The organism is Amycolatopsis sp. NPDC051106, assembly GCF_040682775.1.
Lineage (GTDB): Bacteria > Actinomycetota > Actinomycetes > Mycobacteriales > Pseudonocardiaceae > Amycolatopsis.
This window is the reverse complement of record NZ_JBFBBQ010000004.1, coordinates 179740-203277: the sequence shown is the minus strand read 5'-3', so window position 1 is coordinate 203277 and position 23538 is coordinate 179740. Positions and strand designations below refer to the sequence as shown.

Annotated in this window: 22 protein-coding genes; 15 read left to right on the top strand and 7 right to left on the bottom strand. The window is 71.6% G+C overall.

The window, feature by feature from the left end:
• Positions 1–5 precede the first annotated feature (5 nt).
• Positions 6–896, top strand: a complete 891-nt coding sequence (locus tag AB0M83_RS05470; RefSeq protein ID WP_364512834.1) for a serine/threonine-protein kinase — start codon at positions 6–8, stop codon at positions 894–896.
• Here the strand turns inward: AB0M83_RS05470 and AB0M83_RS05465 are convergent.
• The gene (locus AB0M83_RS05465; protein WP_364512831.1) at positions 886–1395 is read right to left on the bottom strand and encodes a hypothetical protein; all 510 of its coding nucleotides are present in this window, start codon (positions 1393–1395) and stop codon (positions 886–888) included. The two genes, AB0M83_RS05470 and AB0M83_RS05465, sit on opposite strands and share 11 nt — an antisense overlap.
• A 222-nt stretch (positions 1396–1617) precedes the next feature.
• On the opposite strand from AB0M83_RS05465, the gene AB0M83_RS05460 reads away from it, so the two are divergent.
• Together AB0M83_RS05460 and AB0M83_RS05455 are read left to right on the top strand one after the other, a co-directional pair.
• Positions 1618–2262 (top strand): L,D-transpeptidase, encoded by a 645-nt coding sequence (locus AB0M83_RS05460; RefSeq protein ID WP_364512828.1) that lies wholly within the window; start codon positions 1618–1620, stop codon positions 2260–2262.
• Between the two features lie 111 nt (positions 2263–2373).
• Complete coding sequence (locus AB0M83_RS05455; RefSeq protein ID WP_364512825.1) at positions 2374–5202, top strand: PQQ-dependent sugar dehydrogenase; 2829 nt, start codon at positions 2374–2376, stop codon at positions 5200–5202.
• 88 nt (positions 5203–5290) lie between these two features.
• Here the strand turns inward: AB0M83_RS05455 and AB0M83_RS05450 are convergent, their stop codons facing one another.
• Entirely contained in the window at positions 5291–6808 is a 1518-nt protein-coding gene (locus AB0M83_RS05450; RefSeq protein ID WP_364512823.1) for a 3-hydroxyacyl-CoA dehydrogenase, read from the bottom strand.
• 52 nt (positions 6809–6860) lie between these two features.
• On the opposite strand from AB0M83_RS05450, the gene AB0M83_RS05445 reads away from it, so the two are divergent.
• Positions 6861–7451, top strand: coding sequence for a TetR/AcrR family transcriptional regulator (locus AB0M83_RS05445; RefSeq protein ID WP_364512820.1), 591 nt, complete (start codon positions 6861–6863; stop codon positions 7449–7451).
• A 29-nt stretch (positions 7452–7480) separates the two neighbouring features.
• Here AB0M83_RS05445 and AB0M83_RS05440 read toward each other — a convergent pair whose 3' ends face one another.
• The gene (locus AB0M83_RS05440; protein WP_364512817.1) at positions 7481–8152 is read right to left on the bottom strand and encodes a TetR/AcrR family transcriptional regulator; all 672 of its coding nucleotides are present in this window, start codon (positions 8150–8152) and stop codon (positions 7481–7483) included.
• Between the two features lie 127 nt (positions 8153–8279).
• Between AB0M83_RS05440 and AB0M83_RS05435 the strand changes: the two genes are divergently transcribed.
• Positions 8280–8726, top strand: coding sequence for a nitroreductase family deazaflavin-dependent oxidoreductase (locus AB0M83_RS05435; RefSeq protein ID WP_364512814.1), 447 nt, complete (start codon positions 8280–8282; stop codon positions 8724–8726).
• On the opposite strand, the gene AB0M83_RS05430 is transcribed toward AB0M83_RS05435, so the two are convergent.
• The 4 genes from AB0M83_RS05430 to AB0M83_RS05415 form a co-directional block, all read right to left on the bottom strand.
• Positions 8716–8916: a hypothetical protein gene (locus AB0M83_RS05430; RefSeq protein WP_286001196.1), complete on the bottom strand. Its 201-nt coding sequence runs from the start codon at positions 8914–8916 to the stop codon at positions 8716–8718. The genes AB0M83_RS05435 and AB0M83_RS05430 overlap by 11 nt on opposite strands.
• Before the next feature lie 9 nt (positions 8917–8925).
• Positions 8926–9591 carry a response regulator transcription factor gene (locus AB0M83_RS05425; RefSeq protein WP_364512811.1) on the bottom strand — a complete coding sequence of 222 codons (666 nt, stop codon included), beginning with the start codon at positions 9589–9591 and terminating at the stop codon, positions 8926–8928.
• A complete protein-coding gene (locus tag AB0M83_RS05420) occupies positions 9588–10742 on the bottom strand; it encodes a histidine kinase (RefSeq protein WP_364512808.1) in 1155 nt (384 codons plus the stop codon). The genes AB0M83_RS05425 and AB0M83_RS05420 overlap by 4 nt, the downstream gene beginning before the upstream one ends.
• Before the next feature lie 312 nt (positions 10743–11054).
• Positions 11055–11687 (bottom strand): hypothetical protein, encoded by a 633-nt coding sequence (locus tag AB0M83_RS05415; RefSeq protein WP_364512805.1) that lies wholly within the window; start codon positions 11685–11687, stop codon positions 11055–11057.
• Positions 11688–11862: 175 nt separating this feature from the next.
• On the opposite strand from AB0M83_RS05415, the gene AB0M83_RS05410 reads away from it, so the two are divergent.
• The 10 genes from AB0M83_RS05410 (at position 11863) to AB0M83_RS05365 (ending at position 23519) form a co-directional block, all read left to right on the top strand.
• Positions 11863–12612: a response regulator transcription factor gene (locus tag AB0M83_RS05410; protein ID WP_364512802.1), complete on the top strand. Its 750-nt coding sequence runs from the start codon at positions 11863–11865 to the stop codon at positions 12610–12612.
• Positions 12590–14101 (top strand): HAMP domain-containing sensor histidine kinase, encoded by a 1512-nt coding sequence (locus tag AB0M83_RS05405; RefSeq protein WP_364512799.1) that lies wholly within the window; start codon positions 12590–12592, stop codon positions 14099–14101. Before AB0M83_RS05410 ends, AB0M83_RS05405 begins: the two co-directional genes overlap by 23 nt.
• Before the next feature lie 166 nt (positions 14102–14267).
• Positions 14268–16142 (top strand): glycosyltransferase family 39 protein, encoded by a 1875-nt coding sequence (locus tag AB0M83_RS05400; RefSeq protein ID WP_364512797.1) that lies wholly within the window; start codon positions 14268–14270, stop codon positions 16140–16142.
• 555 nt (positions 16143–16697) lie between these two features.
• A complete protein-coding gene (locus AB0M83_RS05395) occupies positions 16698–17705 on the top strand; it encodes an ABC transporter substrate-binding protein (RefSeq protein ID WP_364512794.1) in 1008 nt (335 codons plus the stop codon).
• A complete protein-coding gene (locus tag AB0M83_RS05390; RefSeq protein ID WP_364512791.1) occupies positions 17702–18640 on the top strand; it encodes an ABC transporter permease in 939 nt (312 codons plus the stop codon). The genes AB0M83_RS05395 and AB0M83_RS05390 overlap by 4 nt, the downstream gene beginning before the upstream one ends.
• A complete protein-coding gene (locus AB0M83_RS05385) occupies positions 18637–19425 on the top strand; it encodes an ABC transporter ATP-binding protein (protein WP_364512789.1) in 789 nt (262 codons plus the stop codon). Before AB0M83_RS05390 ends, AB0M83_RS05385 begins: the two co-directional genes overlap by 4 nt.
• Before the next feature lie 39 nt (positions 19426–19464).
• On the top strand, positions 19465–22167 hold the full coding sequence (locus tag AB0M83_RS05380) for a nitrate- and nitrite sensing domain-containing protein (RefSeq protein WP_364512786.1): 2703 nt from the start codon (positions 19465–19467) through the stop codon (positions 22165–22167).
• Complete coding sequence (locus AB0M83_RS05375) at positions 22164–22598, top strand: roadblock/LC7 domain-containing protein (protein WP_284747416.1); 435 nt, start codon at positions 22164–22166, stop codon at positions 22596–22598. The genes AB0M83_RS05380 and AB0M83_RS05375 overlap by 4 nt, the downstream gene beginning before the upstream one ends.
• The gene (locus AB0M83_RS05370) at positions 22598–22942 is read left to right on the top strand and encodes a DUF742 domain-containing protein (protein ID WP_364512978.1); all 345 of its coding nucleotides are present in this window, start codon (positions 22598–22600) and stop codon (positions 22940–22942) included. Before AB0M83_RS05375 ends, AB0M83_RS05370 begins: the two co-directional genes overlap by 1 nt.
• Complete coding sequence (locus tag AB0M83_RS05365; protein WP_364512783.1) at positions 22920–23519, top strand: ATP/GTP-binding protein; 600 nt, start codon at positions 22920–22922, stop codon at positions 23517–23519. The genes AB0M83_RS05370 and AB0M83_RS05365 overlap by 23 nt, the downstream gene beginning before the upstream one ends.
• The last annotated feature ends 19 nt before the right edge of the window (positions 23520–23538 follow it).

Sequence of the window (23538 nt, the reverse complement as noted above, 5' to 3'; positions counted from 1 at the left end):
AACGGATGCTGATCGCCGACCGCTACGAGCTCGACGAGCTGCCGCTCGGGCGCGGCGGGATGGGCGCGGTGCACGGCGGGCGCGACCGGCGGCTCGGCCGGCGCGTGGCGATCAAGCTGCTCAGGCTGCCGGGCCGGGACGAAGAACTCGAAGCCCGCTTCGCGCGTGAAGCACGGATCCTCGCGACGCTCGACCATCCCGGCGTGCCGACGCTGTACGACTACGGCACCCACGACGACCGGTTGTTCCAGGTCATGCAGTTCGTCGACGGTGTGACGGTCGCCGACCTGCTCGCCGAGCACGGGCCGCTGCCGGTGCCGTGGGCCGCGGCGATCGCCGCGCAGGCGTGCGCGGTGCTGACCGCCGCCCACGCGCTCGCGGTGTGCCACCGCGACCTCAAGCCGTCCAACCTGATGCTCGGGCCGGACGGCGGCGTCAAGGTGATGGACTTCGGGCTCGCGGTGCTGCGCGAGGCCGACGCCGCGCAGTTCACGCGGGCCGGGCAGCTGCTGGGGACGCCGTCGTACATGGCGCCCGAGCAGATCCAGCGCGGCGGCGCCGAACCGCGAAGCGATCTGTACGCGCTGGGGTGCGTGCTGCACGAGATGCTCACCGGGCGGCGGCTCTTCGACGGGCCCACCGCGTACGCCGTGTTCGAGCGGCAGGTCAAGGAGCTGCCGCCGCCGGTGGCGGGAGTCCCGAAGCAGCTCAACGCGCTGCTCGCGGAGACGCTGGCGAAGGATCCCGAAGCGCGGCCACCCGGGGCGGCCGCGCTGTACGACCGGCTCGGCGCGTTCGTCGGTGAGCTGCCCCCGCTGCCGGGGTTCCTGGTGCCGCCGTCGGTGCCCAGCCCGGGCCGGATGTACGCGCGGATGCTGGGGCGCGTCAGCGGCTGAGCGCCGCCGCCGGCCGGTCGGCGAGCGGCAGGCCGCGCCGCTGGATGCGGGAGTAGGTCGTCGCGTTCTGCACCGCGATGCTGACGCCCAGGGTGAGCGCGATCGACGCCGACGTCAGCGGGCCGGCGACCCCGAGCGCGGTGCCCAGCGCCACCAGGCCCACCCGGACGGCGATGGTCAGCAGCCACAGCCCGACGGTGACGGCCGAGCCCTTCTGGAACGTCGTGCCGTCGCGTTCGGTGAGCGTCGTCGTGGTGCTGCGCAGCACGCCCAGGCCGGCGAGGACGACGAGATCGGCGCCGAGCAGCCCGAGTTCGGCGGGCGACGCGCCCGGCAGGGCCTCCGCGGCGAGGTAGGCGCCGACGGCTACCAGGATCAGCGGCATCAGCACCAGGGTCCGGCGGGTGAGCAGCGTGCCGCGGATCTGCTTGTAGACGACCTTGTAGAGGACGTAGGCGGCGATGACCGCGTAGAGCAGGACGTTCGCTGCGCTGGGCATTGCGGGCTCCTTGGTTTCGAGGTGCTCCCAGCTTCGGCGAACGGCGCGGCGGAATCGTCGGCGTGGGGACCGGGCCCGGGTGGAACCGGGGGTCAACCCGCGGGTGGAGACGCCACCCGTCCGGGCTACCCAAATCGTGACCTTCGCGGACGAACCTCGAACGGGTGACCGCCGTCTTTACGGGTGTCCACAAGCGATGATCGAGTATGGGGGTAACGGATCGTGAAGAGGCTTTTGGCGGGAGCGGCCGCGCTGGCCACCGCGTTCGTGCTGGCCGCCTGCTCCGGGGGTGGGGCGGCGACGCCGAACGCGGGCGGCGGGGCCGTCGCCGCCGCGGGTACGGGAGGCGGGGCGCCGACCACGTCGAGCACCACCGCGGCCCCCACCACGACGACCAGCGCCACCCCGACCCCGACGCCGTCGACCACGAAGCCGGCGCCGACCAGCACCTCGGCCAAGCCGAAGCCCAAGCCCAAGCCGGTCGCTCCGGCGGCCAACCCCGGCGTCCCGTGCGCCGCCGCGGCCGCCGCGCCGGGCACCGCCGCCTGCGTCGACATCTCCGCGCACAAGGCGTGGATCCTGCAGGGCGGCAAGGTCGTCTACGGGCCGGTGCCGATGCTGCCGGGCCGCAAGGGCTACGCGACGCCGACCGGCACGTTCCACGTGCTGTCGAAGGAAAAGGTGCACCTGTCGAAGGAGTTCGACAACGCGCCGATGCCGAACTCGGTGTTCTTCTACCCGGGCGACGCCTTCCACACCGGCAGCCTGTCGGTGTACTCGCACGGCTGCATCCACCTGTCGGCGAGCGCGTCGCTGAAGTTCTTCACCACCCTGCATATCGGTGATGTCGTGCAGGTTGTCCCCTAATCACAGACCGGCCAACACGGACAGTAGGTCACGAACAGATAAATTCACGCGGCCGAGTGCAACTGGCCCCCTTGCTCAGGCGATAAGTGATCGCTTGGGAAGGGGGGCCAAATGGCCTTGGGAAAGCTCAGAGCACTACGTCACGCCTTCGTGGCGACGGTGTTGACAGGGGCGCTGCTGCCCGTCGTGACCACGGGGGTGGCGGCAGCGGCGACCACGCTCCCGCCGGGGTTCGTCCTGCGGGACACCGACACCGGAGCGGGGAAGCTCCAGCTCACCGACTTCGCGTACCTGCCGGACCAGTCCGTCCTCGCCACGGCGAAGAACGGCCGTGTCCAGTGGGTTCCGACCAGTGGGACGCCGCGGACCATCGCGACGCTGCCGACCCGCGAGATCAGTGACATCGGCCTGGTCGGGCTGGCCGTCGCACCGGACTACGCGACGTCGCACACGATCTACGTCACGCGCTCGCTGAACGTCACCGGCGGCTTCGTCATGCGGCTTTCGAAGTTCACCGTGGGCCTGGACGCGGCCGGCGCGCCCGCGTCGCTGTCCGGCGAGCAGGCGCTGTTCGAGGTGCCGGGCATCTACGAAGTCCACGGCATCAACGGCGTCGTCCCCGCCGCCGATGGCACGCTGTGGCTGTCCATCGGCGACAACGCCGACTTCGAAAAGGTGGACGCGGGCGCGCTGCGCTCGCAGGACATCAACCAGCCGTACGGCAAGATCTTCCACCTGGCCGCCGACGGCAAGGGCGTGCCGGGCAACCCGTACTACGACGCGGCCAACCCGGCGTCGACCGCCAGCAAGGTCTTCGCGCGCGGGTTCCGCAACCCGTTCCGGATGACCATCGACTCGAACTCCGGCCTGCCGGTCGTCGGTGACGTCGGCTGGAACGTCTGGGAAGAGGTCGACGTCGTCCAGCGCGGATCCAACCAGGGCTGGCCGTGCTGGGAAGGCAATCACCCGGTCTCGGGCTACAGCACTCTCGCGGGCTGCGCCGGTGTGCCGAACCAGGCGCCGATCTTCGAGTACCAGCACGGTGCCGGCACGATGCAGGGCAACAGCGTCACCGGCGGAATCGTCTACAACGGATCCAGCTACCCGGCGTCCTACCGCGGCTCGTACTTCTTCGGCGACTACGTGACCAACAAGATCTGGACCCTGCGCTACGACGACCAGGGCAAGCTCACGCAGGCCCCGGAGAACCCGCCGGTCTTCACCGGCATCGGCGGCCCGGTCAAGTTCGCGGCGGCGCCGAACGGCGACATCGTCTACGCCGACATCCTCAGCGGCAACCTGCGCCGGCTGAGCTACTCGGCGGGCAACACCGCGCCGGTCGCCAAGGCCACGACGACCACCGACCCGGACACCCGCACGGTGTCCTTCGACGGCTCGACGTCGGTCGACTACGACAACGACCTGCTGAAGTACGACTGGGACTTCGGTGACGGGACCACCGCGGCCAACGCCGGGCCCACCACCAGCCACCAGTACGCGGCGGGCACCGAGTCGTTCACCGCGAAGCTGACGGTCCGGGACCCGCTGGGTCTCACCGGCACGACCGACATCAAGGTCGCGCCCGGCAACCACACCCCGCAGCTCACGGTGACCACGCCCGGGGACACCGCGACGTTCGCGGTCAGCCAGCAGGTCGACCTGAGCGCCACGGCGACCGACGCCGAGGACGGCACGCTGCCGATCACGTGGACCACCGCGGTCCGGCACTGCCCGAGCGAGGCGACCTGCCACTCGCACCCCGGCGCCGGCGGCACCGGGGCGAGCTTCGCGCAGCCGTTCACCGAGCACCCGGACTCCCGGATGGAGTTCACCGCGACGGTGACCGACAGTGCGGGCGTCACCACGTCCAAGACGTACACGGCGATGCCGCGCCAGCACCGGATCACCTTGCTCAGCACGCAGCCCGCGGCGCTGAGCATCCCGGTCGAGGGCGGTGTCAGCACGGCGCTGGTGACCGAGGGCGCCAGCTTCGACATCGAGGCCGCGCCGCTGGGCACCGACGGCGTCTCGAAGTTCACCGGCTGGCAGGGCGGACCGGCGGACACCACGTGGGTCATCACGATCGGCACGGGCGATCTGGCGCTGACGGCCAACTACGCGACCCCGATCGACCAGCGCTACAACGCCGACCCGGCGTTGCAGGCGAAGCTCGGGGCGCCGACGGCGGCCGAGGTCACCGACGGCGCGGTCCACTACCGGGCGTACGCCAACGGCCGCCTGTACTGGAGTGCCGTGGGCGGGACGAAGTTCCTCACCGGTCCGGTGCTGGACAAGTACGTCGCCATGGGCGGGCTCACCAAGCTCGGCCCGCCGACGACCGACACCGCGTCCAATGCGGACGGTGCGCAGTTCAACGACTTCAACAACGGCGGCAACCAGGGCTCGATCTACTACACGGCCGCGACGGGTGCGCACGCGATCTACGGTGAGATCCGGAAGAAGTGGGCGGCGCTCGGCTACGGCCAGATCCTGGGCTACCCGACGAACGACGAGGACGGGACCCCGGACGGCGTCGGCCGCTTCAACCACTTCCTCAAGGGCGCCGGCGTCGGTTCGATCTACTACACGCCCGCGACGGGCGCGCATGCGATCTACGGCGAGATCCGGAAGAAGTGGGCGGCGTTCGGGTACGAGCGCGGGCTCGGCTACCCGACGAACGACGAAGACGGGACCCCGGACGGTGTCGGCCGGTTCAACCACTTCAGCTTCAACCACTCGATCTACTTCACGAACGCGACGGGCGCGCACGTGATCAAGGGCGAGATCCGCAAGCGCTGGGCGGCGCTCGGCTGGGAGCGGTCGTACCTGCGGTACCCGACGACGGACGAGTACGTGACGAACGGGGTGTACCGCAGCGACTTCCAGGGCGGCTACATCACGTACACGCCGCAGACGGGGGCGGTCGACCGCCCCTGGTGACGGTGGTCGTCAGGAAGTGAACGAACAGACGCGGGCCGTCTCCGGGATTCCGGAGGTGGCCCGCGTCCGTTTCGGGTCCTCTGTGGACTCAGGAGCGCAGAGCCGCGGGTGTCGTCCCGGCCGACGTCAGCGGCAGCCCGAGTGCCACCCGCTCGGTCAGCCACGGACTCGGCCGGTACCGCGGATCCCCGGTGGACGCGGCCAGTCCGCGCAGGATCCGCAGCACGATGTCGCCGCCCACCAGGTCTCCCCAGGTCAGCGGGCCACGCGGATACCCGAGGCCCAACCGGACCGCCGTGTCGATGTCGCCCGGGGACGCCAGGTTCTGGCCCGCGATGAAGCATGCCGTGTTGACGATGGAGGCCAGGAGGCGCTGGGCGATCGGGGCGGGGCCGTCGCGGACGACCGTCACCGGGTGGCCCGTCGCCGCCAGAGCGCCCCAGGCCGCGCGGCCCGCCGCCGGGTCGAGTCCCGGGTGGACCGACATCGTGAGGCGCCGTTCGTAGCCGCCCAAAGGATCCACGCCGGCGACGCGGTCCAGCGGCAGCCCGGCGCGCGTGCCCGCTTCCACTGTGGACTCGCCGTAGAGCGGGACGAGCAGGACCGCGTCCGGGTACGCGTCCGACACCACCTGCACGCCGGCCGCCGACAGCACGCGGCCCAGGTGCTCGTCCGCCGCGAACACCGGGCTCGTCGGCTTCGGCGGCGCGGCCGGCTCCTCGATGACCTGCTGCTTTCCCTCGGCGTAGGAGTAGAAGCCTTCGCCGTTCTTGCGCCCGAACAGGCCGGCGGCGACGCGCGGCCGGGTCAGCCACGACGGCCGCAGCCGCGGTTCGCCGTGGAAGCCGCTCCAGATGCTCTCCAGCACCGCGTGGGACACGTCGAGCCCGGTCAGGTCGAGCAGCTCGAACGGCCCGAGCTTCAGGCCGAGCACGTCCCGCGCGACGCGGTCGACATCGGCGGGCTCGGCCAGCGCCTCGGCGAGGATCTGCAGCGCCTCGGTGTTGAGGCCGCGCCCGGCGTGGTTGACCAGGAAGCCCGGCGCGTCCTTCGCCAGCACCGGCTCGTGACCCCAGCTCTTGACCAGCTCGAGGGCCTCGGCGGGCAGCCAGTCGTGCGTGCGCGTGCCCGGGACCACCTCGACCAGGCGCATCAGCGGCACCGGGTTGAAGAAGTGCAGGCCGATCAGCCTGCCGGGCTCGGCCAGCTCGGCGGCGATCTCGGTGACCGACAGCGAGCTGGTGTTCGTTGCGAAGATCGTCTCCTGTGGACAGACGCGCTCGAGCCCGGCGAACAGGGCCCGCTTCGTTCCGAGGTCTTCCCGGACGGCCTCGACGACGAGGTCGACGCCGTCCGCGGGCGCGTCGGGCGCGTCCACCGCGACCAGCCGGTCCTTGACCGCCTGCGCGTCGTCGAGCTTGCCCTTCGAGGCCAGCTTGTCGGCCATCGCGCCGACGTGCTCGATCGCCTCGGCGACGGCCTCGCGCCGGACGTCGGCGAGCTCGACGGTCACCCCCGCGGTCGCGGCGAGCTGGACGATCCCGCGGCCCATCACCCCGGTCCCGATCACCCGGATCCTGCCGACCTTCCCGGCCCACCCCGTCACGTCGCCTCCGCCTTCCCGCCGATGTCGTCGGGCCGACGGTACCGTCTCGGCCGTGACGGGGAAGCGGCTGACGCGGGCGGAAAGCCGCGAACGGACGAAAGACCGGCTGCTCGCGGCGGCCGCGGAGCTGTTCGCCGAGCGCGGCGTCAACGGCACGTCGGTCGAGCAGATCGCCGAACGCGCCGGGTACACGCGCGGGGCGTTCTACGGCAACTTCGAGGACAAGCACGAGCTGGTCGTGGCATTGCTGGCTCAGCGCCGGTCACAGGAGGCGGGGGAGGTGGCCGCGCTCGAGGGTGACGTCATGGCGCGGCTGAAGGAGTGGCACGCGGCGCGTGCCGAGCACCTGCCCGAGTGGTTCGCGCTGCGGACCGAGCTGACGCTGTACGCGCTGCGCAACCCCGAGGCCCGGCCGTCGGCGGGCGCGACCGAGCGGGCCGCGCGCGAGCTGATCGAGGCGAGCGTGCGGGAGACGTTCGCCGCCCGCGGGGTCGAGCCGCCGGCCGATCCGGCGTTCCTCGCGCTGGTCATCCACGCGCTGGAGGACGGCCTGCTCCGGCAGCGCTACCTGAGCCCGGACGGCACGAGCGACACGGTGATCGCCGACGCCGTCGAGCTGCTGCTGCGGACCTGGCTGCGTTAGAGACTCGGCTGCTTGGAGACCTGGCCGCGTTAGAGGCCGACGAACTCCGCCATCCGCTTCGCCGAGTGGGTGAAGAACTCGTCGGCGGGGTCGACGCTGCCGACGTACTGCCCGAACAGGTCGAAGTTGATCGCCCCGAACAGCTGGGTCCACGCCATCAGCAGCCTGACCACGGTTTCGGGTCCGGCGATGATCCCGAGGGCCTTCGTGAGCGTCTCGGCCTGGGCGCGCAGCTGGGGCGGGACTTCGCCGTCGATGGCCCGCAGTTCGGTGTGGGTGAGGACCTTGACCAGGGCGAGCGCGACGCGGGCCGCGGGCGCGACGGTGTCCTGCGGGGCCTGGTAGCCGGGGATCGGCGAGCCGTAGATCAGCGCGTACTCGTGCGGGTGCGCTCGGGCCCAGTCGCGGGTCGCCTGCCAGATCGCGAGCCACCGGTCGCGCGGGGCGCCCTTGCCCGGGTCGGCCTGTTCGGCTGCCTCGCCGATCGCGTTGTAGGCGTCGACGATCAGGTCGGTCAGCAGCCGGTCGCGGCTGGGGAAGTACCGGTACAGCGCGGACGACACCATGCCCAGCTCCCGCGCCACCGCGCGCAGCGAAAGCCCGTGCGCGCCGACCTCGGCGAGCTGGCGGCGGGCCTCGTCCTTGATCTCCTGGGTGAGTTCGGCGCGGGCACGTTCGCGCGCGGTCCGGGTCGCGGTCATGGGGATCAGTGTGCCATGACGAGAGCAGCGCACAAAACAGAGAGCACTGCTCTTGACAGTGTGCGGTGCTCGGGTGTTCACTGCTCTTAACCGAGAGCACTGCTCTCCCAAAACTTCGGAGGACATCATGACCGCCGCCCGCTACATCGAGCCGAAGAAGTCGACCAACGCCTTCAACGAGGCCGTCGCGAAGCTGACCCGGATGGGCTTCAGCGTGTGGGGCAGCCGGGTGCTGACCGTCGTCGGCCGCAAGAGCGGCGAGCCGCGGTCGGTGCCGGTCAACCTGCTGACCGTCGACGGCGTGCGCTACCTCGTCGCCCCGCGCGGCGAGACGCAGTGGGTGCGCAACCTGCGCGCCGCCGGCCAGGGCACGCTGCGCGTCGGACGTCGCGTCGAGGAGTTCACGTTCCGCGAGCTGGGCGACGACGAGAAGCCGGGCATCCTGCGGGCCTACCTCAAGCGCTGGAAGTTCGAGGTCGGCGTGTTCTTCGACGGTGTCGACGCCAAGGCGTCCGACGAGAAGCTGCGCGAGATCGCGCCCGGCTACCCGATCTTCGAGATCTTCACGAAGTAGGTTTGCGCCGCTTGGTCAGGTTCGCGGCGACCAGCACGACGCCGGCCAGGAACGCGACGAGCCCGATCAGGAACCACAGCTTCTGCCCGGTCATGAAGCTGCCGGTGATCACCCCGATGCCCTGCAGCACCCAGACGGCGCCGACCAGCACGAGCACGACCCCGACCGCGAAGGTGATCCAGCGCCTCATGCGGCCAGTCTAGGCAGGCCGGTCGCCCGGGACGAGTTCGTGCCGGTAGGCGTAGACCACGGCGTGCACGCGGTCGGGCAGCCCGAGCTTGCTCAGCACGCGGGACACGTGCGTCTTGACCGTCTCCTCGCCGACGTGCAGCTGCCGCGCGATCTCGGCGTTGCTGCAGGCGTTGGCGATCAGCAGCAGGACCTCCCGTTCGCGGGAGGTGAGCCGGGCCAGCTCGGGCGGTTCGGCGGCCGCGGGCTCGAGCACCGACGCGAACTTCGCGACCAGCCGCCGGGTCACCGACGGGTCGATCAGCGCGTCGCCGCGCGCGGCCACCCGCATCGCCGCGACCAGCTCCTCCGGCGCCAGGCTCTTCAGCAGGAACCCGCTCGCCCCGGCGCGCAGCGCGCGATAGACGTACTCGTCGGCGTCGTAGGTCGTGAGCACGAGGACGCGGGTGTCGTTGCCCGGTGCGGCGAGGATGGCTTCGGTCGCGGCGAGGCCGTCGAGGCGGGGCATGCGGACGTCGAGGACCGCGACGTCCGGGCGCAGGCGGGCGGTCTCGGCGACGGCTTCGCGGCCGTCGGACGCCTCGCCGACGCAGGTGAAGTCGGGCTGGGTGTCGAGGAGCGCGCGCATCCCGGAGCGGAACATCGCGTGGTCGTCGGCCAGCAGGACGCGGATCATGTGCTCTCCACCGGGAAGGTCGTGCGCAGCTGCCAGTGCTCGCCGGTTTCGCCGTAGGAGACCTGGCCACCGAACAGGGTGACGCGCTGGCGGATGCCCGTCAGGCCGCGGTGCGCGTGCTCCTTCCGGGTGGCGCGGTCCGGGCGCAGGCCGTTCGTCACCGTGAGCACGACTTCGGTGCGGCCGTGGTTCAGCTCCACTTCGACCGGGCCCTCGCCGTGGCGCAGCGCGTTGGTCAGGGCTTCCTGGACGATGCGGTACAGGGCGACGTCGAGCGAGCCGGGGAGCTCGCGGGGTTCGCCGCGCAGGGTCAGCCGGGTCGGCAGGCCGGCCGCGCGGACGGTCTCGACCAGCTCGTCGAGGTTGTCGAGACCGGGCTGCTCGGCGTTGGTCTCCGCGTGCAGGAGGTCGAGCAGGCGGCGCAGGTCGGCCATCGCCGACCGGCTCGCGGACTCGACCGCGCCGAGCGACTTGCGCACGGGCTCGACGCCGTCGGGGAGGCCGAGCCGGGCGGCGCCGGCGTGCACGCCGATGGCGCTGACGTGGTGGGAGATGACGTCGTGCAGGTCGCGCGCGATGGTCGTGCGCTCCTCGGTGACGGCCCTTCGCACGGCCTCCTCTTCGTGCTGGCGGCGTTCGTCCGCTTCGCGCTCGAGGTCGGCGATGTAGGCGCGCCGGGCGGTGGTGTACCGGCCGACCAGCCACGGCAGGAGCCCGCTGACGCTGACGCTGATGGCGGTCAGCCGCCAGTCGGACGCGGTGCGCCCACCGCCTTCGATGCACCCGGCGACGACGCCGGCGAGCAGGGCGAGGAGCGCGAGGACGGCGGGTTTCGGGCGCAGCCAGGCCCCGGCCCGGTAGCCGGCGATCAGGATGCCGGCGTTGTTCCCGGTGACGTATCCCTGACAGGTGCAGAGAAGGAGCGGCGAGCCGGCGAAGAGGAGGGCGTGTGCGAGGGCGACCCACCCGGAGTACCGCGCGGGGCCGGCGAGGGCGGCGTTGACGGCGATCCCGCCGAGCAGAACGGCCCAGGCGCGCCAGCCGGCTTCGCCGAGCGGGCCCCGGAGGGCGAAGAGGGCGGCGTCGCAGACAACGCAGACCAGCGCGACCAGCAACGACTGGCGCCGCAGGGATCCGCTGATGTCGTGCACACCCGCAACTGTGCCCTAGTCGGCAGGAGGGATGGGCGGAAACGCCCCGATGCGGCGGGAGGGGGACGCGGCACCGGGGCGTTCCCTGGCAGGAGGGCAGTGATCGGCCAGGCTCGGCCAGCTCCGCTCTTGCTGGGCCCAAGCGCCCCAATGTGGCCTTCGGTGCGTTGGACGCACCCAAGGCGGCCTTCGGTGCGTCAGACGCAACCAAGGCCACATTGGGGCGCTGGAAGCGCCGGAGGTCGTGAACGACTCGTTCATCGCGCCTGGTGTCAGGAAAGGTCGTTCATGACGTTCGACCAGGCGCCGTCGTCAGTTCGTGGGGCGGGTCGGGTAGTTGCCGCCTCGGCGCTGGCCCGGCTGGCGCTGGCCCTGCAGTGCCTGGCCCAGCGAGGTCGCCGTTGCCGTCTGGCCCTCCACCTTGGCCACCACCGTCACGTTCGCGTCGCCCTGCTTCACGTCGCCCGTCTTCTGGGTCGAGGCGTCGAGCGTGTACGTCTGCTTGTAGCCGTCCTTGCTCGTCAGCGTCACCGACGTCGCGCTCAGCTCCGTGACGTCGCCCGTCTGGAGGCGCTCGGTCGTGTAGCCGCCGCTGCCGTTCGACACCACGAAGTCGCCGTGCAGCGCCTCGCGCAGCGCGGCCATGCCGCCGAAGCCGCCGAAGTTTCCGCCCGGGCCGCCCTGGCCGGGGAATCGGCCGCCGCCCGGGCCGCCGAAGCCGCCCGGTCCCTGCTGGGCCGCGTTGTCCGCGCTGCTGGTGCCCGCCCAGATCGCCGCGCCGCCGCCGGCCGCGATCACCACCGCGATGCCGGCCGCGATCGCCGTCTTCTTGCCGGACCAGCCCTTCTTCGGCGCGGCCGGGGCCGGGTCGCCCCAGTTCGCCGGGGCCGGCTGGCCAGCGGGGGCCGGCTCGCTCTGGGGCGGCGTGTTCGGCTCGGTCGTCATCGTGTCCTCCGGTCGTACCCACACTGGTCCAGGCCAGGTTCACCGCCGTGGCTGTGTTTGAGCTGTGCGGGGCGTCAGCACGCGCTGTGGCTCCCTTACCCGGACGAAGGACTCTCACAGGAAACGCACAGCGAGGTCACAGTGAGCACCGATGGGACGCCGAGAAGATGGCACTATGACCGCTATGAACGCCACGTCACCCGGCCCCGGCAAGGCCGACCTGCGGCGCGCCGACGGGAGCCCCGTCCGGGTCCTCGTCGTCGACGACGAGGCGACGCTGGCCGAGCTCGTGTCGATGGCCTTGCGCATGGAGGGCTGGGAGGTGCGCAGCGCGGGTGACGGCACGGAAGCCGTCCGGATCGCGCGCGACTTCCGCCCGGACGCCGTCGTCCTCGACGTCATGCTCCCCGACTTCAGCGGCCTCGAAGTCCTGCGGAGAATGCGCTCCGAGGCGCCACACCTGCCGGTGCTCTTCCTGACGGCGAAGGACGCGGTCGAAGACCGCATCGCCGGGCTCACCGCGGGCGGCGACGACTACGTCACCAAGCCCTTCAGCCTCGAAGAGGTCGCGCTGCGCCTGCGCGCGCTGCTGCGCCGGGCCGGCGGGGTGACCGGCGCGGGCGGGTCGACGCTCGTCGTCGGCGACCTCACCCTCGACGAGGACAGCCGCGAGGTCCACCGCGGCGGCGATCTCGTGCCGCTGACCGCGACCGAGTTCGAGCTGCTGCGCTACCTCATGCGCAACCCCAAGCGGGTGCTCTCGAAGGCCCAGATCCTGGACCGCGTGTGGAGCTACGACTTCGGCGGCCAGGCCAACATCGTCGAGCTCTACATCTCCTACCTGCGCAAGAAGATCGACGCCGACCGCGAGCCGATGATCCACACCATGCGGGGCGCCGGGTATGTCCTCAAGCCAGCGGGCTGAACGGCGGCGGTTCCGGCCGCGGCGGCCGTGGTCGTTGCGGCGGCGGCTGATCGTCCAGCTGGCCGCGCTGCTCGCGCTCGTGTGCGTCGTGGTCGGCGTGGTCACGGAGTTCGCGCTGAGCGAGTTCCTGGTGCGCCAGCAGGACGACCGGCTGAAGGCGGCCACCGACCGGGCCACCCACGGTGGCGTGCGGTCGCCGTGGGAGTACCCGGACGCGCCGCCGCCGGACCCGCTGCGGGTGCTGGGCCAAGGCGACGGCACGCTCGCGGTGGTCCAGAACGGCGCGCAGATCTCCGCCGGCGTGCTCGACTCGAGCGTCGGCTCGCCGTCGAAGCGCAAACCGCCGTTCAAGGGCATGCCCGTGGACCAGGCCTTGTTCCTGCTCGCGCTGCCGTCGGACGGCAAACCGCACAGCGTCGACCTCGGCAGCGCGCTCGGCGAGTACCGCGTCGTCTCGACCGTGACGCCCACCGGCCAGCGCACGATCATCGGCCTGCCGCTCAAGGACGTCAACGAGACGCTCTGGCGGCTGGGGTTCATCCTCGGCGGCGTCGCGCTCGCCGGGATCCTCGTGGCCGGCGCGGTCGGCGCGGCGACGATCCGGCGCACGATGAAGCCGCTCGACCGCCTGGCCGCGACCGCGACGCGCGTCTCCGAGCTGCCGCTCGACCGCGGCGAAGTCGCGCTGTCCGAACGCGTTCCGGAGGCCGACACCGACCCGAACACCGAGGTCGGCAAGGTCGGCTCGGCGCTGAACCGGATGTTGCAGCACGTCGCGAACGCGCTGACCGCGCGGCACGCGAGCGAGAACCGCGTCCGCCAGTTCGTCGCGGACGCGAGCCACGAACTGCGCACGCCGCTGGCGGCGATCCGCGGGTACGCCGAGTTGACCCGCCGCGGCGGCGAGCAGGTGCCGCCGGACGTCGCGTTCGCGATGAGCCGCGTCGAGTCCGAGTCGCGCCGGATGACGACGCTGGTGGAGGACCTCCTGCTGCTCGCGCGGCTCGACTCGGGCCGCCCGGTGGTGCACGAGTGGGTGGACCTGTGCCGGCTGGTGGCCGACGCGGTCGCGGACGCGCACGTCGCGGGGCCGGGTCACAAGTGGCTGATGGACGTCCCGGGTGAGCCGATCGGCGTCCTCGGCGACGCGGGCCAGCTGCACCAGGTGGTGATCAACGTGCTGGCCAACGCGCGCACGCACACCCCGGCGGGCACGACGGTGACGACCACCCTGTCCACTTCGGACGGAGTGGTCCGGCTCCACGTGGCGGACGACGGCCCGGGCATCCCGCCGGACGTCCTCCCGGACATCTTCGAGCGCTTCGCCCGCGGCGACAACTCCCGGTCACGGGCGGCGGGGAGCACCGGACTCGGGCTGGCGATCGTGGCCGCGGTGGTCGCGGTGCACGGCGGCCGGGTCGGCGTGCAGAGCAGGCCGGGACGCACGGAGTTCGAGATCACCTTCGCGGCGGCCCCTGCCCCAGAGTGACGAAGACCACGCCGCCCAGTTGTCCACATCCCCCGAATTCCCTCCACAACGACGCATCTTTCGTAGAGAAAGTGGCGTTTGGGGGCCCGCCCAGGGGGTCGGATGCACAGGGGGCGCACAGCTTCGGCACAAGTTCACCACATGCGGCCCCGGCACGGTGAACGTCATGACGACCACGCTGTCGGCGCCCGCGCACGCCCAGCCCGCTCCCGAAGCCGACCGGAAACCGCGGTGGGTCAGGCCTTCCGTCGCCGCTCTCCTGGTGGGCACCGGCCTGCTCTACCTGTGGGACCTGGCGAAAACCGGCTGGGCCAACGACTTCTACGCGATGGCCGCCCAGGCCGGCACGTGGAGCTGGAAGGCACTGTTCTTCGGTTCGCTCGACCCGGGCAACGTCGTCACCGTCGACAAGCCGCCGTTCTCGTTGTGGGTCATGGGGCTGTCCGGCCGGCTGTTCGGCTTCTCGAGCTGGAGCTTGCTCGTGCCGAACGCGCTCGCCGGCGTCGCCTCGGTGGGCCTGCTCTACCTCGCCGTGCGACGGCTGTCCGGCCCGGGCGCCGGCCTGCTCGCCGGGGCCGGGCTCGCGCTGACGCCGGTCGCCGCGCTCATGTTCCGCTACGACAACCCCGACGCCTTCCTCGTGCTGCTGCTCGTCGCCGGCGCGTACTGCGTCGTGCGCGCCCTGGAGCACGCGAGCACGAAGTGGCTGCTGCTCGCCGGGGTCGCGGTCGGGTTCGGCTTCCTCGACAAGATGCTGCAGGCGTTCCTCGTCCTGCCCGCGTTCGTGCTGGCCTACGCGGTCGCGGCGCCGACCTCGCTCGGGCGCCGGGTCGGCCAGCTGTTCGCCGCGGCCGGCGCGGTGCTCGTCTCCGCGGGCTGGTGGATCGCGGTCGTCGCGCTCTGGCCGGCGGCGGACCGGCCGTACATCAGCGGCTCGACCGACAACACCGTGCTGGAACTGGCCTTCGGCTACAACGGTCTCGGCCGGATCTTCGGCGAAGGCCGGGGCGGCGGCGGGGGCGCGTTCACGCCACCGTCCGGAGCCGGCGGCCGTGGCTTCGGAGGCGGTTTCGGCGGCGAAACCGGCCTCACGCGGTTGTTCGGCGGCGAGTTCGGCGGCGAAGCCTCGTGGCTGCTGCCGGCCGCGGTGCTCGGCCTGGTCGCCGGATTGTGGTTCACCCGGCGCGCGCCCCGCACCGACCGGACCCGTGCGGCGCTGCTGCTCTGGGGCGGCTGGCTGGTCGTCACAACGCTCGTGTTCAGCTACATGAGCGGCATCATCCACCCGTACTACACGGTCGCGCTGGCCCCGGGGATCGCCGCCACGCTGGGGATTTCCGCGCGTGAGCTCTGGCGTGGCCGGGCGAACTTCGCGGCCCGCGCGGTGCTGGCCGTCATGCTCGCGGTCACCGCGGTCTGGGGCTTCGTGCTGCTCGCCCGGACGCCGGACTGGCAGCCGTGGATCCGCTACGCACTGCTCGTGCTCGGCGTGGCCGGGGTGCTGGCGCTGCTCTTCGGCGCCGACCGGTTCCGGCGCTTCGGCCCGGCAGTGGCCGTGATCGGCCTCTGCGGCGCGTTGCTCGGGACGGCGTCCTTCACGCTGGCCACGGCGGCGACCGCGCACTCCGGCGGCACGCCGTCGTCCGGCCCGGCGGTCGCGAGTGGACGCGGGTTCGGCGCCCGAGGCGGTTTCGGCGAGGGGCAGACCGACACCGCGGTGATCGAGCTGCTGAAGAACACGACGACGAAGTGGGCCGCGGCGCAGAGCGGCGCGATGCAGTCGGCCGGGCTGGCGCTGTCGAGCGGACGGCCGGTGCTCGCGATCGGCGGCTTCAGCGGCAGCGACCCGGCACCGACGCTGGCGCAGTTCGAGCAGTACGTCGCCGCCGGCGACATCCACTACTTCGTCGCCGGTGGCCGCGGCGGCTTCGGCGGCGGCCGCGGCACCTCGGGGGAGATCCAGACCTGGGTCGAGCAGAACTTCGCGCCGCGGACGGTCGGGAGCACGACCATTTACGACCTCACAAAATCTGTCGGTTGATCGAAATGCCGCCCATTGTTTCCGGCGTGTTAACAGTCGAGGAATCATTCGCGGATCGGGGATCGGTGCGATAACGGCGGAGGCGTACACCTGTTCGATCGCCACCTCGATGAGCGACGCATTCCGAACGATTGTTCACTTCCGGGGAATAGCGCTCAGTGATGATCACGGCGGGGCGTAACGACGAGGGACTACAGCCCGTGCAGCTGCACGGGTTCGCCACCGCGATCTTGGCCGGGCGGCCGACAGAAAGCGGGTCGGCGAGGACCGTCGAAACCGTCGATGACGCTGGTTGGCCTTACCGTGGATCACTCGTTCGGCGGCAGCCTCCAGGCATTGTGGTGATCTTGGCCCCCTCGCTAGGCTCTCCGCCGGGTGAGGGACAAGGGGTATCCGATCCGGTGCGCTGAGGGACCGGATTTCACTGGGTGTGGGTGATCCCTGTCCGCGTTCTCTCATCCGTGACCCGATCAGGTGCGTCTGGAAGAGGGCAGCGATGACTGTGCGCTTTCGGCGCCGTAACACTCCACTTCCCCCGCCTTTTGGAGTTTCGCTGTGACTTCCCGCCCCCGTCGGCTGACGGTGCTCCTGACCTTGCTGACCCTCGCCGCGGTCACCGCGCTTTCCGGCTGCAGCGACAGTTCCGCGAGCGGCAGCGGCGACAAGATCACCCTCGGGTTCAGTGCCTGGCCCGGCTGGTTCCCCTGGCAGGTGGCGCAGGAACAGGGCCTGTTCGCGAAGAACGGCGTGAACGTCGACCTGAAGTACTTCGACAACTACACCGACAGCATCAACGCGCTCTCCAGCGGGGCCATCGACGCGAACAGCCAGACCCTCAACGACACGCTCTCCTCGGCTTCCGGCGGCGCGAAGCTGTCGATCGTGCTGGTGAACGACAACTCCACCGGCAACGACAAGATCATCGCGCGCGACGGGATCACCGCGGTCGCCGACCTCAAGGGCAAGAAGGTCGCGGTCGAGCAGGGGACGGTCGACCACTACCTGCTGCTGCTCGCGCTGCAGGAGGCGAAGCTGACCGAAAAGGACATCGAGCTGGTCAACCTGCCGACCGACGCCGCGGCGGCCGCGTTCGTCGCCGGCCAGGTCGACGCGGTGGGCGCGTTCGCGCCCTTCACCTCCAAGGCCCTCGAGCGTCCGGGCAGCCGCGCGATTTCGACGTCGGCGGAATTCCCGGGCGCCATTCCGGACCACCTCGTCACGTCGCAGAAGCTGGTCAAGGACCACCCGAAGGACGTCCAAGCGCTGGTGAACACCTGGTTCGAGACGCTCATCTGGATCAAGAACAACAAGGACGCGGCCGTCGGGATCATGGCCAAGCGCGGCGGGGTCTCCGCCGCCGACTACAAGTCCTACGACGCCGGCACCACGATCTTCACGCGCCAGCAGAACATCGACGCGTTCACGCCCGGCGTCACCGCGCAGCACCTCGACTTCCAGGCGAACAAGATCGTCGACTTCATCGTCGGCACCGGGCTCGCCCAGCAGCGGCCGTCGCTGGACGGGCTGTTCGACGACCAGTTCGTGAAGGCCGCGCCGCAGTGACCGGTCCGACCCAGCGCACCACCCCGGCGGTCACGGCCGGCGACCGGGCCGCCGAGGCGCTCGAGGCCGAGCAGCGGCTCGCCGAGGAGCAGGAGTCCGGCCGGGGCCGTCCGGCCTGGGCGCCGTTGCCGCGCCGGGCCGCGCCCAAGGCCGCGTCGCCGCTGTTTTCGTTGCGCACGCCCATTTCCGCCGGCGCGCGCTGGAAGCTGGCGGTGCTGTCGTTCGCCATCCCGCTCCTCGCGTGGATCGCGCTGAGCGTCAGCGGGGTCGTCAACCCGACGTTCCTGCCGTCCCCGGCCTCGGTGGTCAAGGCAGGCGTCGACATGGCGAGCACCGGTGAGCTCTTCGACGACCTCTGGGCGACGAGCCAGCGGGTGCTCGAAGGCTTCGGCCTCGCCATCCTGGTCTCGGTGCCGCTCGGCATCCTGATGGGCAGCTTCACCGCCGGGCAGGCGTTCTTCGAGCCGCTGATCGGGCTGCTGCGCTACCTGCCGGCGAGCGCGTTCATCCCGCTGCTGATCATCTGGCTCGGCATCGGCGAGCCGTCGAAGATCGCCATGCTCTTCATCGGGACGGTCTTCTTCAACACGCTGATGACCGCCGACGTCGTCCGCGGTGTGCCGGGTGAGCTCCTCGACGTCTCCTACACCCTCGGCGCGCGCCGAGGCGAGGTGCTGCGCAAGATCGTCGTGCCGCACTCGCTGCCGGGCATGATCGACGCGATCCGCGTCAACGCCGCCGCGGCCTGGAACTTCGTGGTCGTCGCCGAATTGATCAACTCGCAGGCCGGCCTCGGCCACCGGATCGTGCTAGCGCAACGGTTCCTGCGGACGGACACGATCTTCGCCGTGCTCGTGGTCATCGGGATCGCCGGGCTGGTCATCGACGTCCTGCTGCGCCTGCTGCGCACGCGCGTCGGGAAGTGGGCGGCATGACGCTGGAACTGCGGAACGTCGCGAAGGACTACCGTGTCCGCGGCCGGGTGACGCGCGCGCTCGACGGCGTCGACCTCGAGGTGCTGCGCGGCGAGTTCGTCTGCGTCGTCGGCGCGAGCGGCTCGGGCAAGTCGACGCTGCTGTCGCTGGTGGCCGGGCTCAGCCGGCCGACCGAGGGCGAGATCGTGCTCGACGGCGTCCCGGTGACCGGCCCCGGGCCGGACCGCGGGCTCGTCTTCCAGGCCGGCGCGCTGTACCCGTGGCGCACCGTCGAGAAGAACGTCGCGTTCGGGCTCGAGCTGCTGCCGGTCGACGCGGCGGAGCGCGCCAAGCGCGTGGACTGGTACCTCGCCGAGACCGGGCTCCACGCCGTGCGCAAGTCGTTGCCGAAACAGCTTTCCGGCGGCCAGAAGCAGCGCGTCGCGATCGCGCGGGCGCTCGCCTGCGAACCGGACGTCCTGCTGCTGGACGAACCCTTCGGCGCCTTGGACGTCCAGACCAAAGAGGACATGCAGGTGCTCATCCGCCAGGTGTGGGCCGACACCGGCACCACGGTGCTGATGGTCACCCACGACGTCGAGGAAGCGGTGTTCCTGGGCGGCCGGGTCGTGGTGCTCGCCTCCGACCCGGGGCGGATCGCCGCCGACGTCGAGGTGACGCTGCCCGCCGAGCGGGGCCTGGCGGTGAAGCGCGAGCCTGCGTTCCTCGCGCTGCGCGCCCGGATCGAGGACCTCGTCCGGGAGCAGCACCGCGGCCACGTCGGCCGGGTGACCGCGGAGGGATGAGCACAGCCGGGTGAGAACGGAAGACGGGAAGGTGTGGGGATGAGGCACGGCAGGGCGACCGCGGACCGAGCGGGCGGCGGGGGACTCCTCGCCCGGCTCGGCATTCGCGGCAAGCTGAACCTGCTGCTCCTGCCCCCGCTGGCCGCGGTGGTGCTGGTGTCGGTGCCGTTCGTGCTGACCCAGGCGAGCAGCGCGGCGGCCGCGACGCAGTCGGCCACCGTGGCGCGCCAGGCCCAGCAGCTCGGCGGGCTGGTGTGGCAGCTGCAGCGCGAGCGGCTGCTGACGGGTGCGTTCGTGGCGACGCCGTCGGCGAGCCCGGACCAGATGCTCCAGCAGCAGAAGGTGGTCGACCGGACGATCGGCGAGGTCCGCGCGTCACTGGGTGACGACGCTCCCGACGAGCTTTCCGCGGCGCTGACCCGGATCGGCTCGCTCGGCGAGCTGCGGCAGAACGCCGCGAGCCGCGGCGTCGCGCTCGACAGCGTGGCGCGCACCTACCACGCCGTGGTCGACGCGGTGATCGACTCCTTGCGCCTGGTCCCGCAGCTCACCAGCGACGCCGAGGGCACCCGGGAACTGACGGCGCTGGACGCGCTGCTGCGGGCGAACGAGGAAAGCTCGCTGCGCGCCATGGCCCTCATCGTGACCGCGGTGTCGCCCGAAGCCGGCCGGTCCATCCTGGACGACGCGACCCAGCAGGTGCCCATCTTCATCGACCGGTTCGTCAAGCAGGGCGACGACGGTGACGACAGCGAGCGGGCCGCCCTGGTCGTCCGGGTCGAGCAGAGCGACGCCGGCCGGCGCATCGACGACCTGGCCGCCCAGGTCGGCAACCCGCGGGACGCGGGGGGCACCACGCGCTACGTCACCGACGTGCTCGCCGCGGCGGAAACCCATGCGGGGCAACGGAAGATCGTGCAGGAGCGGGCCACCGGCGAGATCGCCGGCTCGGCGACCGGACGTGCCGACGCCGGCACCCGGCTGGCGTGGCTGGTCGGCGCCGGCGCGGGCCTGCTGTTCCTGCTGGTCGCCTTCCTCGCCGTCGCGGTGTCCCGGTCGATCGCCCGGCCGCTGCGGCGGCTGACCACCGCGGCGACGTCGGTCGCCGACCTCGCCGGCACCGAGCTCGTCCGCGTGACCGACACCGAGGAAGCCGAGGAGCAGGTGCCGCGGCTGGCCACCATCGACGTCGTCTCGAGCGACGAGCTGGGCGAGCTGGCCGCCGCGTTCAACCGCGTCCAGACCACCGCGGCCGAGCTGGTCGAACGGCAGGCGCTCACCCGGCGCAACACCAGCCTGATGTTCGCGAACGTCGCCAAGCGCACGCAGAACCTCGTCGGCCGCCAGCTGGCGCTGATCGACGAGGTCGAGCGCAACGAGCAGGACACCCGGCTGCTGGCCAGCCTCTACCGGCTCGACCACCTCTCCACCCGCCTGCGCCGCAACGCCGACAACCTGCTCGTGGTGTCCGGCACGCGCGACGAGACGCGCATCGCCGGCCCGATCGAGCTGTCCACGGCGCTGCGGTCCGCGCTCGCCGAGATCGAGGACTACCAGCGCGTCAAGCTCGGCGTCATCGCGGAGATCCTGCTGTCCTCGGCGCTGGGCGCCGACCTGGTGCTCGTGTTCGCCGAGCTGCTCGAGAACGCGACGTCGTTCTCGCCGCCGGGCTCGGTGGTCGAGGTCGACACGATGTTCCTCGCGGACGGCGCCTGCCTGGTCAGCATCGTCGACCACGGCATCGGCATGACCGAGCAGAAGTTCGCCGAGGAGAACCAGCGGCTCGTCGAGCGCGAACGGCTCGAGCTGGCGCCGACCAGTGTGCTCGGCCTGTTCGTGGTCGGCCGCCTGGCGCGGCGCCACAACCTGGGCGTCGAACTGCTCGCGACGCCGACCACCGGCGGCGTGACCGCGCGGCTGACGATCCCGTCGTCGCTGTTCAGCCACCGCGCGGGAGTGCGCGTGAAGCCGGTGCCGGTGATCCCGGCGCAGGCCGTGCCCGAGGCTCGCCCCGCCGAAGCCGTCGCGGTGTCCACTTCGGACGAATCGCGGCCGGTCCCGCTGCCCTCGCCGGCGATCCCGGCGCTCCTCGGCTCCCGCGCCGGCTTCCGGTGGTTCAACCAGCTGGAACCGGTGTGGCCGGCCGCCGAGCCGGACGTCGCGGCCGAGCAGGAGGCGCAGAGCCGGGGCGGGCTCAAGCGGCGCGTGCGCGGCGCCCAGCTGCCGGGCCCGGGCACCACCGCGCCGGTGCCGCCGGAGCCGCGGCACGACCCCGAGGCGGCCAAGACCGCGCTGGACGGGTTCCAGGACGCTTTCGTGCGGGCCGCCGAGGTTTCCGCGCCGGCGGGCGACGGCGCGTCGCTGCCGGTCCGCGTGCCCGGGGGCTCGGCGATGGCCGCCGAAGCTCCGGTGTCGGCGCCGCGGACCGTCGTCACGGAAGCCGTGCCCGTCCCGGCCACGCCGTCGGCCGGGATTCCGGCCGCGCCGCAGTCCCGGGACGGCCTGGTCCGCCGGGTCCCCGGGGCCCAGCTCGCCCCCGGCCTGCGTCAGCAGGCCGCCGCGGGCCGGCCGATCGCCCGGCCCGGCGTGGACCGCGGCAAACGCGACCCGGCGGCCGAGCGGGCGGCGTTCGACTCGTTCGCCGCCGGCCTGGCCAAGGCGGACGAGATGACGGCGGACAGCCCGCCGCGAGGCGTGGTCGCCGGTCGTGTGACGGAACGAGAAGAAGAGAGCAGGAAATGAGCATCCCCGCAGCTGGTGTCAGCGTCGAAGCCCAGAACTTCAACTGGCTGGTGAGCCGCTTCGCGCAGCACACCGCGGGCGCGATCGCCGCCATCGCGGTCTCGGCCGACGGCTTGCTGATCGCGGTGTCCTCGGAGCTCGAGCGCTCCAACGCCGACCGCCTCGCCGCGATCTCGTCCGCCATGCTCGGCCTCGCCCACGGCGTCTCCGAAAGCCACCCGCTCGGCTCGCCCGACAAGGTGATCATCGAGCTGCAGCACGGGTACCTGCTGGTCTGCACCATCAGCATCGGCTGCTCGCTGGGCGTCCTGGCCAACAAGCAGGCCAGCCTGGGCACGATCGCCTACGAGATGGCCATGTTCGCCAACCGCGCCACCGAAGTCCTGACGCCGGGCCTGATCGAGGAGCTCAAGAACACCGTGGGGTCGTGATGACCGAAGAACCTTCGCTGCTGCGGCCCTACCTGATGACGTCGGGGCGCGCCCAGCCGGTCGACCAGAGCCTCGAGATCGAGGCGCAGGTCATGACGTCCCGCCTCGGCGCGGCGTCGCACCCGAAGCTCACGTTCGAACGGCAGGAGATCGTCTCCCTCTGCCGGAGCACCGTGTCGGTCGCCGAAGTGGCCGCCGTGCTCGGCCTGCACATCGGCGTCGCCCGGGTGCTGGTGGCCGACCTCGCCGAGCAGGGCTACGTCGTCGTCCGGCGGCCGGCGAGCAACTCGCACGACCTCGGCATGATCGAAAGGGTCATTCGTGGACTCGAAGCCATTCACTGAACCGGCGGCCCGCCCGCCGGCCCCGGTCAAGATCGTCATCGCGGGCGGCTTCGGCGTGGGCAAGACGACGGCGGTGTCGTCCATCTCGGAGATCAAGCCGCTGACGACCGAGGCGGCGATCACGTCGGTGGCGGCTTCGGTCGACCGCACGGGCCACGTCCCGGGCAAGACCACGACGACGGTCGCCCTGGACTTCGGCTGCATCACGATCGACGACGAAGTCAAGCTGTACCTGTTCGGCACGCCCGGCCAGGACCGCTTCGGCTTCATGTGGCAGGACCTGGTCCACGGCGCACTCGGCGCGCTGGTGATCGTGGACACCCGCCGCATGGACGACTGCTACCCGGCGGTCGACTACTTCGAGAACGCGGGCCTGCCGTTCGTGGTGGCGGTCAACATGTTCGACGGCTCGCTGGGCCACAACCTCGAGGACGTGCGGTGGGCACTGGCGGTGAGCGAGGACGTCCCCCTGATCACGTTCGACGCACGGGAGCGGCTTTCGGTCCGGGACGCCCTGCTGGCGGTCCTGCACAACACGTTCAAGAAGGCCCGCGCCCAGGCGGGCGCGGGCGCTTGATCGGGGCCCGCTACACTTG

What these genes read in the sequence shown, in the direction of transcription:
- AB0M83_RS05470 (WP_364512834.1), top strand. Translation starts at nt 6, where the DNA reads ATGCTGATCGCCGACCGCTACGAGCTCGACGAGCTGCCGCTCGGGCGC.
- AB0M83_RS05465 (WP_364512831.1), bottom strand. Translation starts at nt 1,395, where the DNA reads ATGCCCAGCGCAGCGAACGTCCTGCTCTACGCGGTCATCGCCGCCTAC.
- AB0M83_RS05455 (WP_364512825.1), top strand. Translation starts at nt 2,374, where the DNA reads ATGGCCTTGGGAAAGCTCAGAGCACTACGTCACGCCTTCGTGGCGACG.
- AB0M83_RS05440 (WP_364512817.1), bottom strand. Translation starts at nt 8,152, where the DNA reads ATGACCGCGACCCGGACCGCGCGCGAACGTGCCCGCGCCGAACTCACC.
- AB0M83_RS05435 (WP_364512814.1), top strand. Translation starts at nt 8,280, where the DNA reads ATGACCGCCGCCCGCTACATCGAGCCGAAGAAGTCGACCAACGCCTTC.
- AB0M83_RS05430 (WP_286001196.1), bottom strand. Translation starts at nt 8,916, where the DNA reads ATGAGGCGCTGGATCACCTTCGCGGTCGGGGTCGTGCTCGTGCTGGTC.
- AB0M83_RS05425 (WP_364512811.1), bottom strand. Translation starts at nt 9,591, where the DNA reads ATGATCCGCGTCCTGCTGGCCGACGACCACGCGATGTTCCGCTCCGGG.
- AB0M83_RS05415 (WP_364512805.1), bottom strand. Translation starts at nt 11,687, where the DNA reads ATGACGACCGAGCCGAACACGCCGCCCCAGAGCGAGCCGGCCCCCGCT.
- AB0M83_RS05410 (WP_364512802.1), top strand. Translation starts at nt 11,863, where the DNA reads ATGACCGCTATGAACGCCACGTCACCCGGCCCCGGCAAGGCCGACCTG.
- AB0M83_RS05405 (WP_364512799.1), top strand. Translation starts at nt 12,590, where the DNA reads ATGTCCTCAAGCCAGCGGGCTGAACGGCGGCGGTTCCGGCCGCGGCGG.
- AB0M83_RS05400 (WP_364512797.1), top strand. Translation starts at nt 14,268, where the DNA reads ATGACGACCACGCTGTCGGCGCCCGCGCACGCCCAGCCCGCTCCCGAA.
- AB0M83_RS05385 (WP_364512789.1), top strand. Translation starts at nt 18,637, where the DNA reads ATGACGCTGGAACTGCGGAACGTCGCGAAGGACTACCGTGTCCGCGGC.
- AB0M83_RS05380 (WP_364512786.1), top strand. Translation starts at nt 19,465, where the DNA reads ATGAGGCACGGCAGGGCGACCGCGGACCGAGCGGGCGGCGGGGGACTC.
- AB0M83_RS05375 (WP_284747416.1), top strand. Translation starts at nt 22,164, where the DNA reads ATGAGCATCCCCGCAGCTGGTGTCAGCGTCGAAGCCCAGAACTTCAAC.
- AB0M83_RS05370 (WP_364512978.1), top strand. Translation starts at nt 22,598, where the DNA reads ATGACCGAAGAACCTTCGCTGCTGCGGCCCTACCTGATGACGTCGGGG.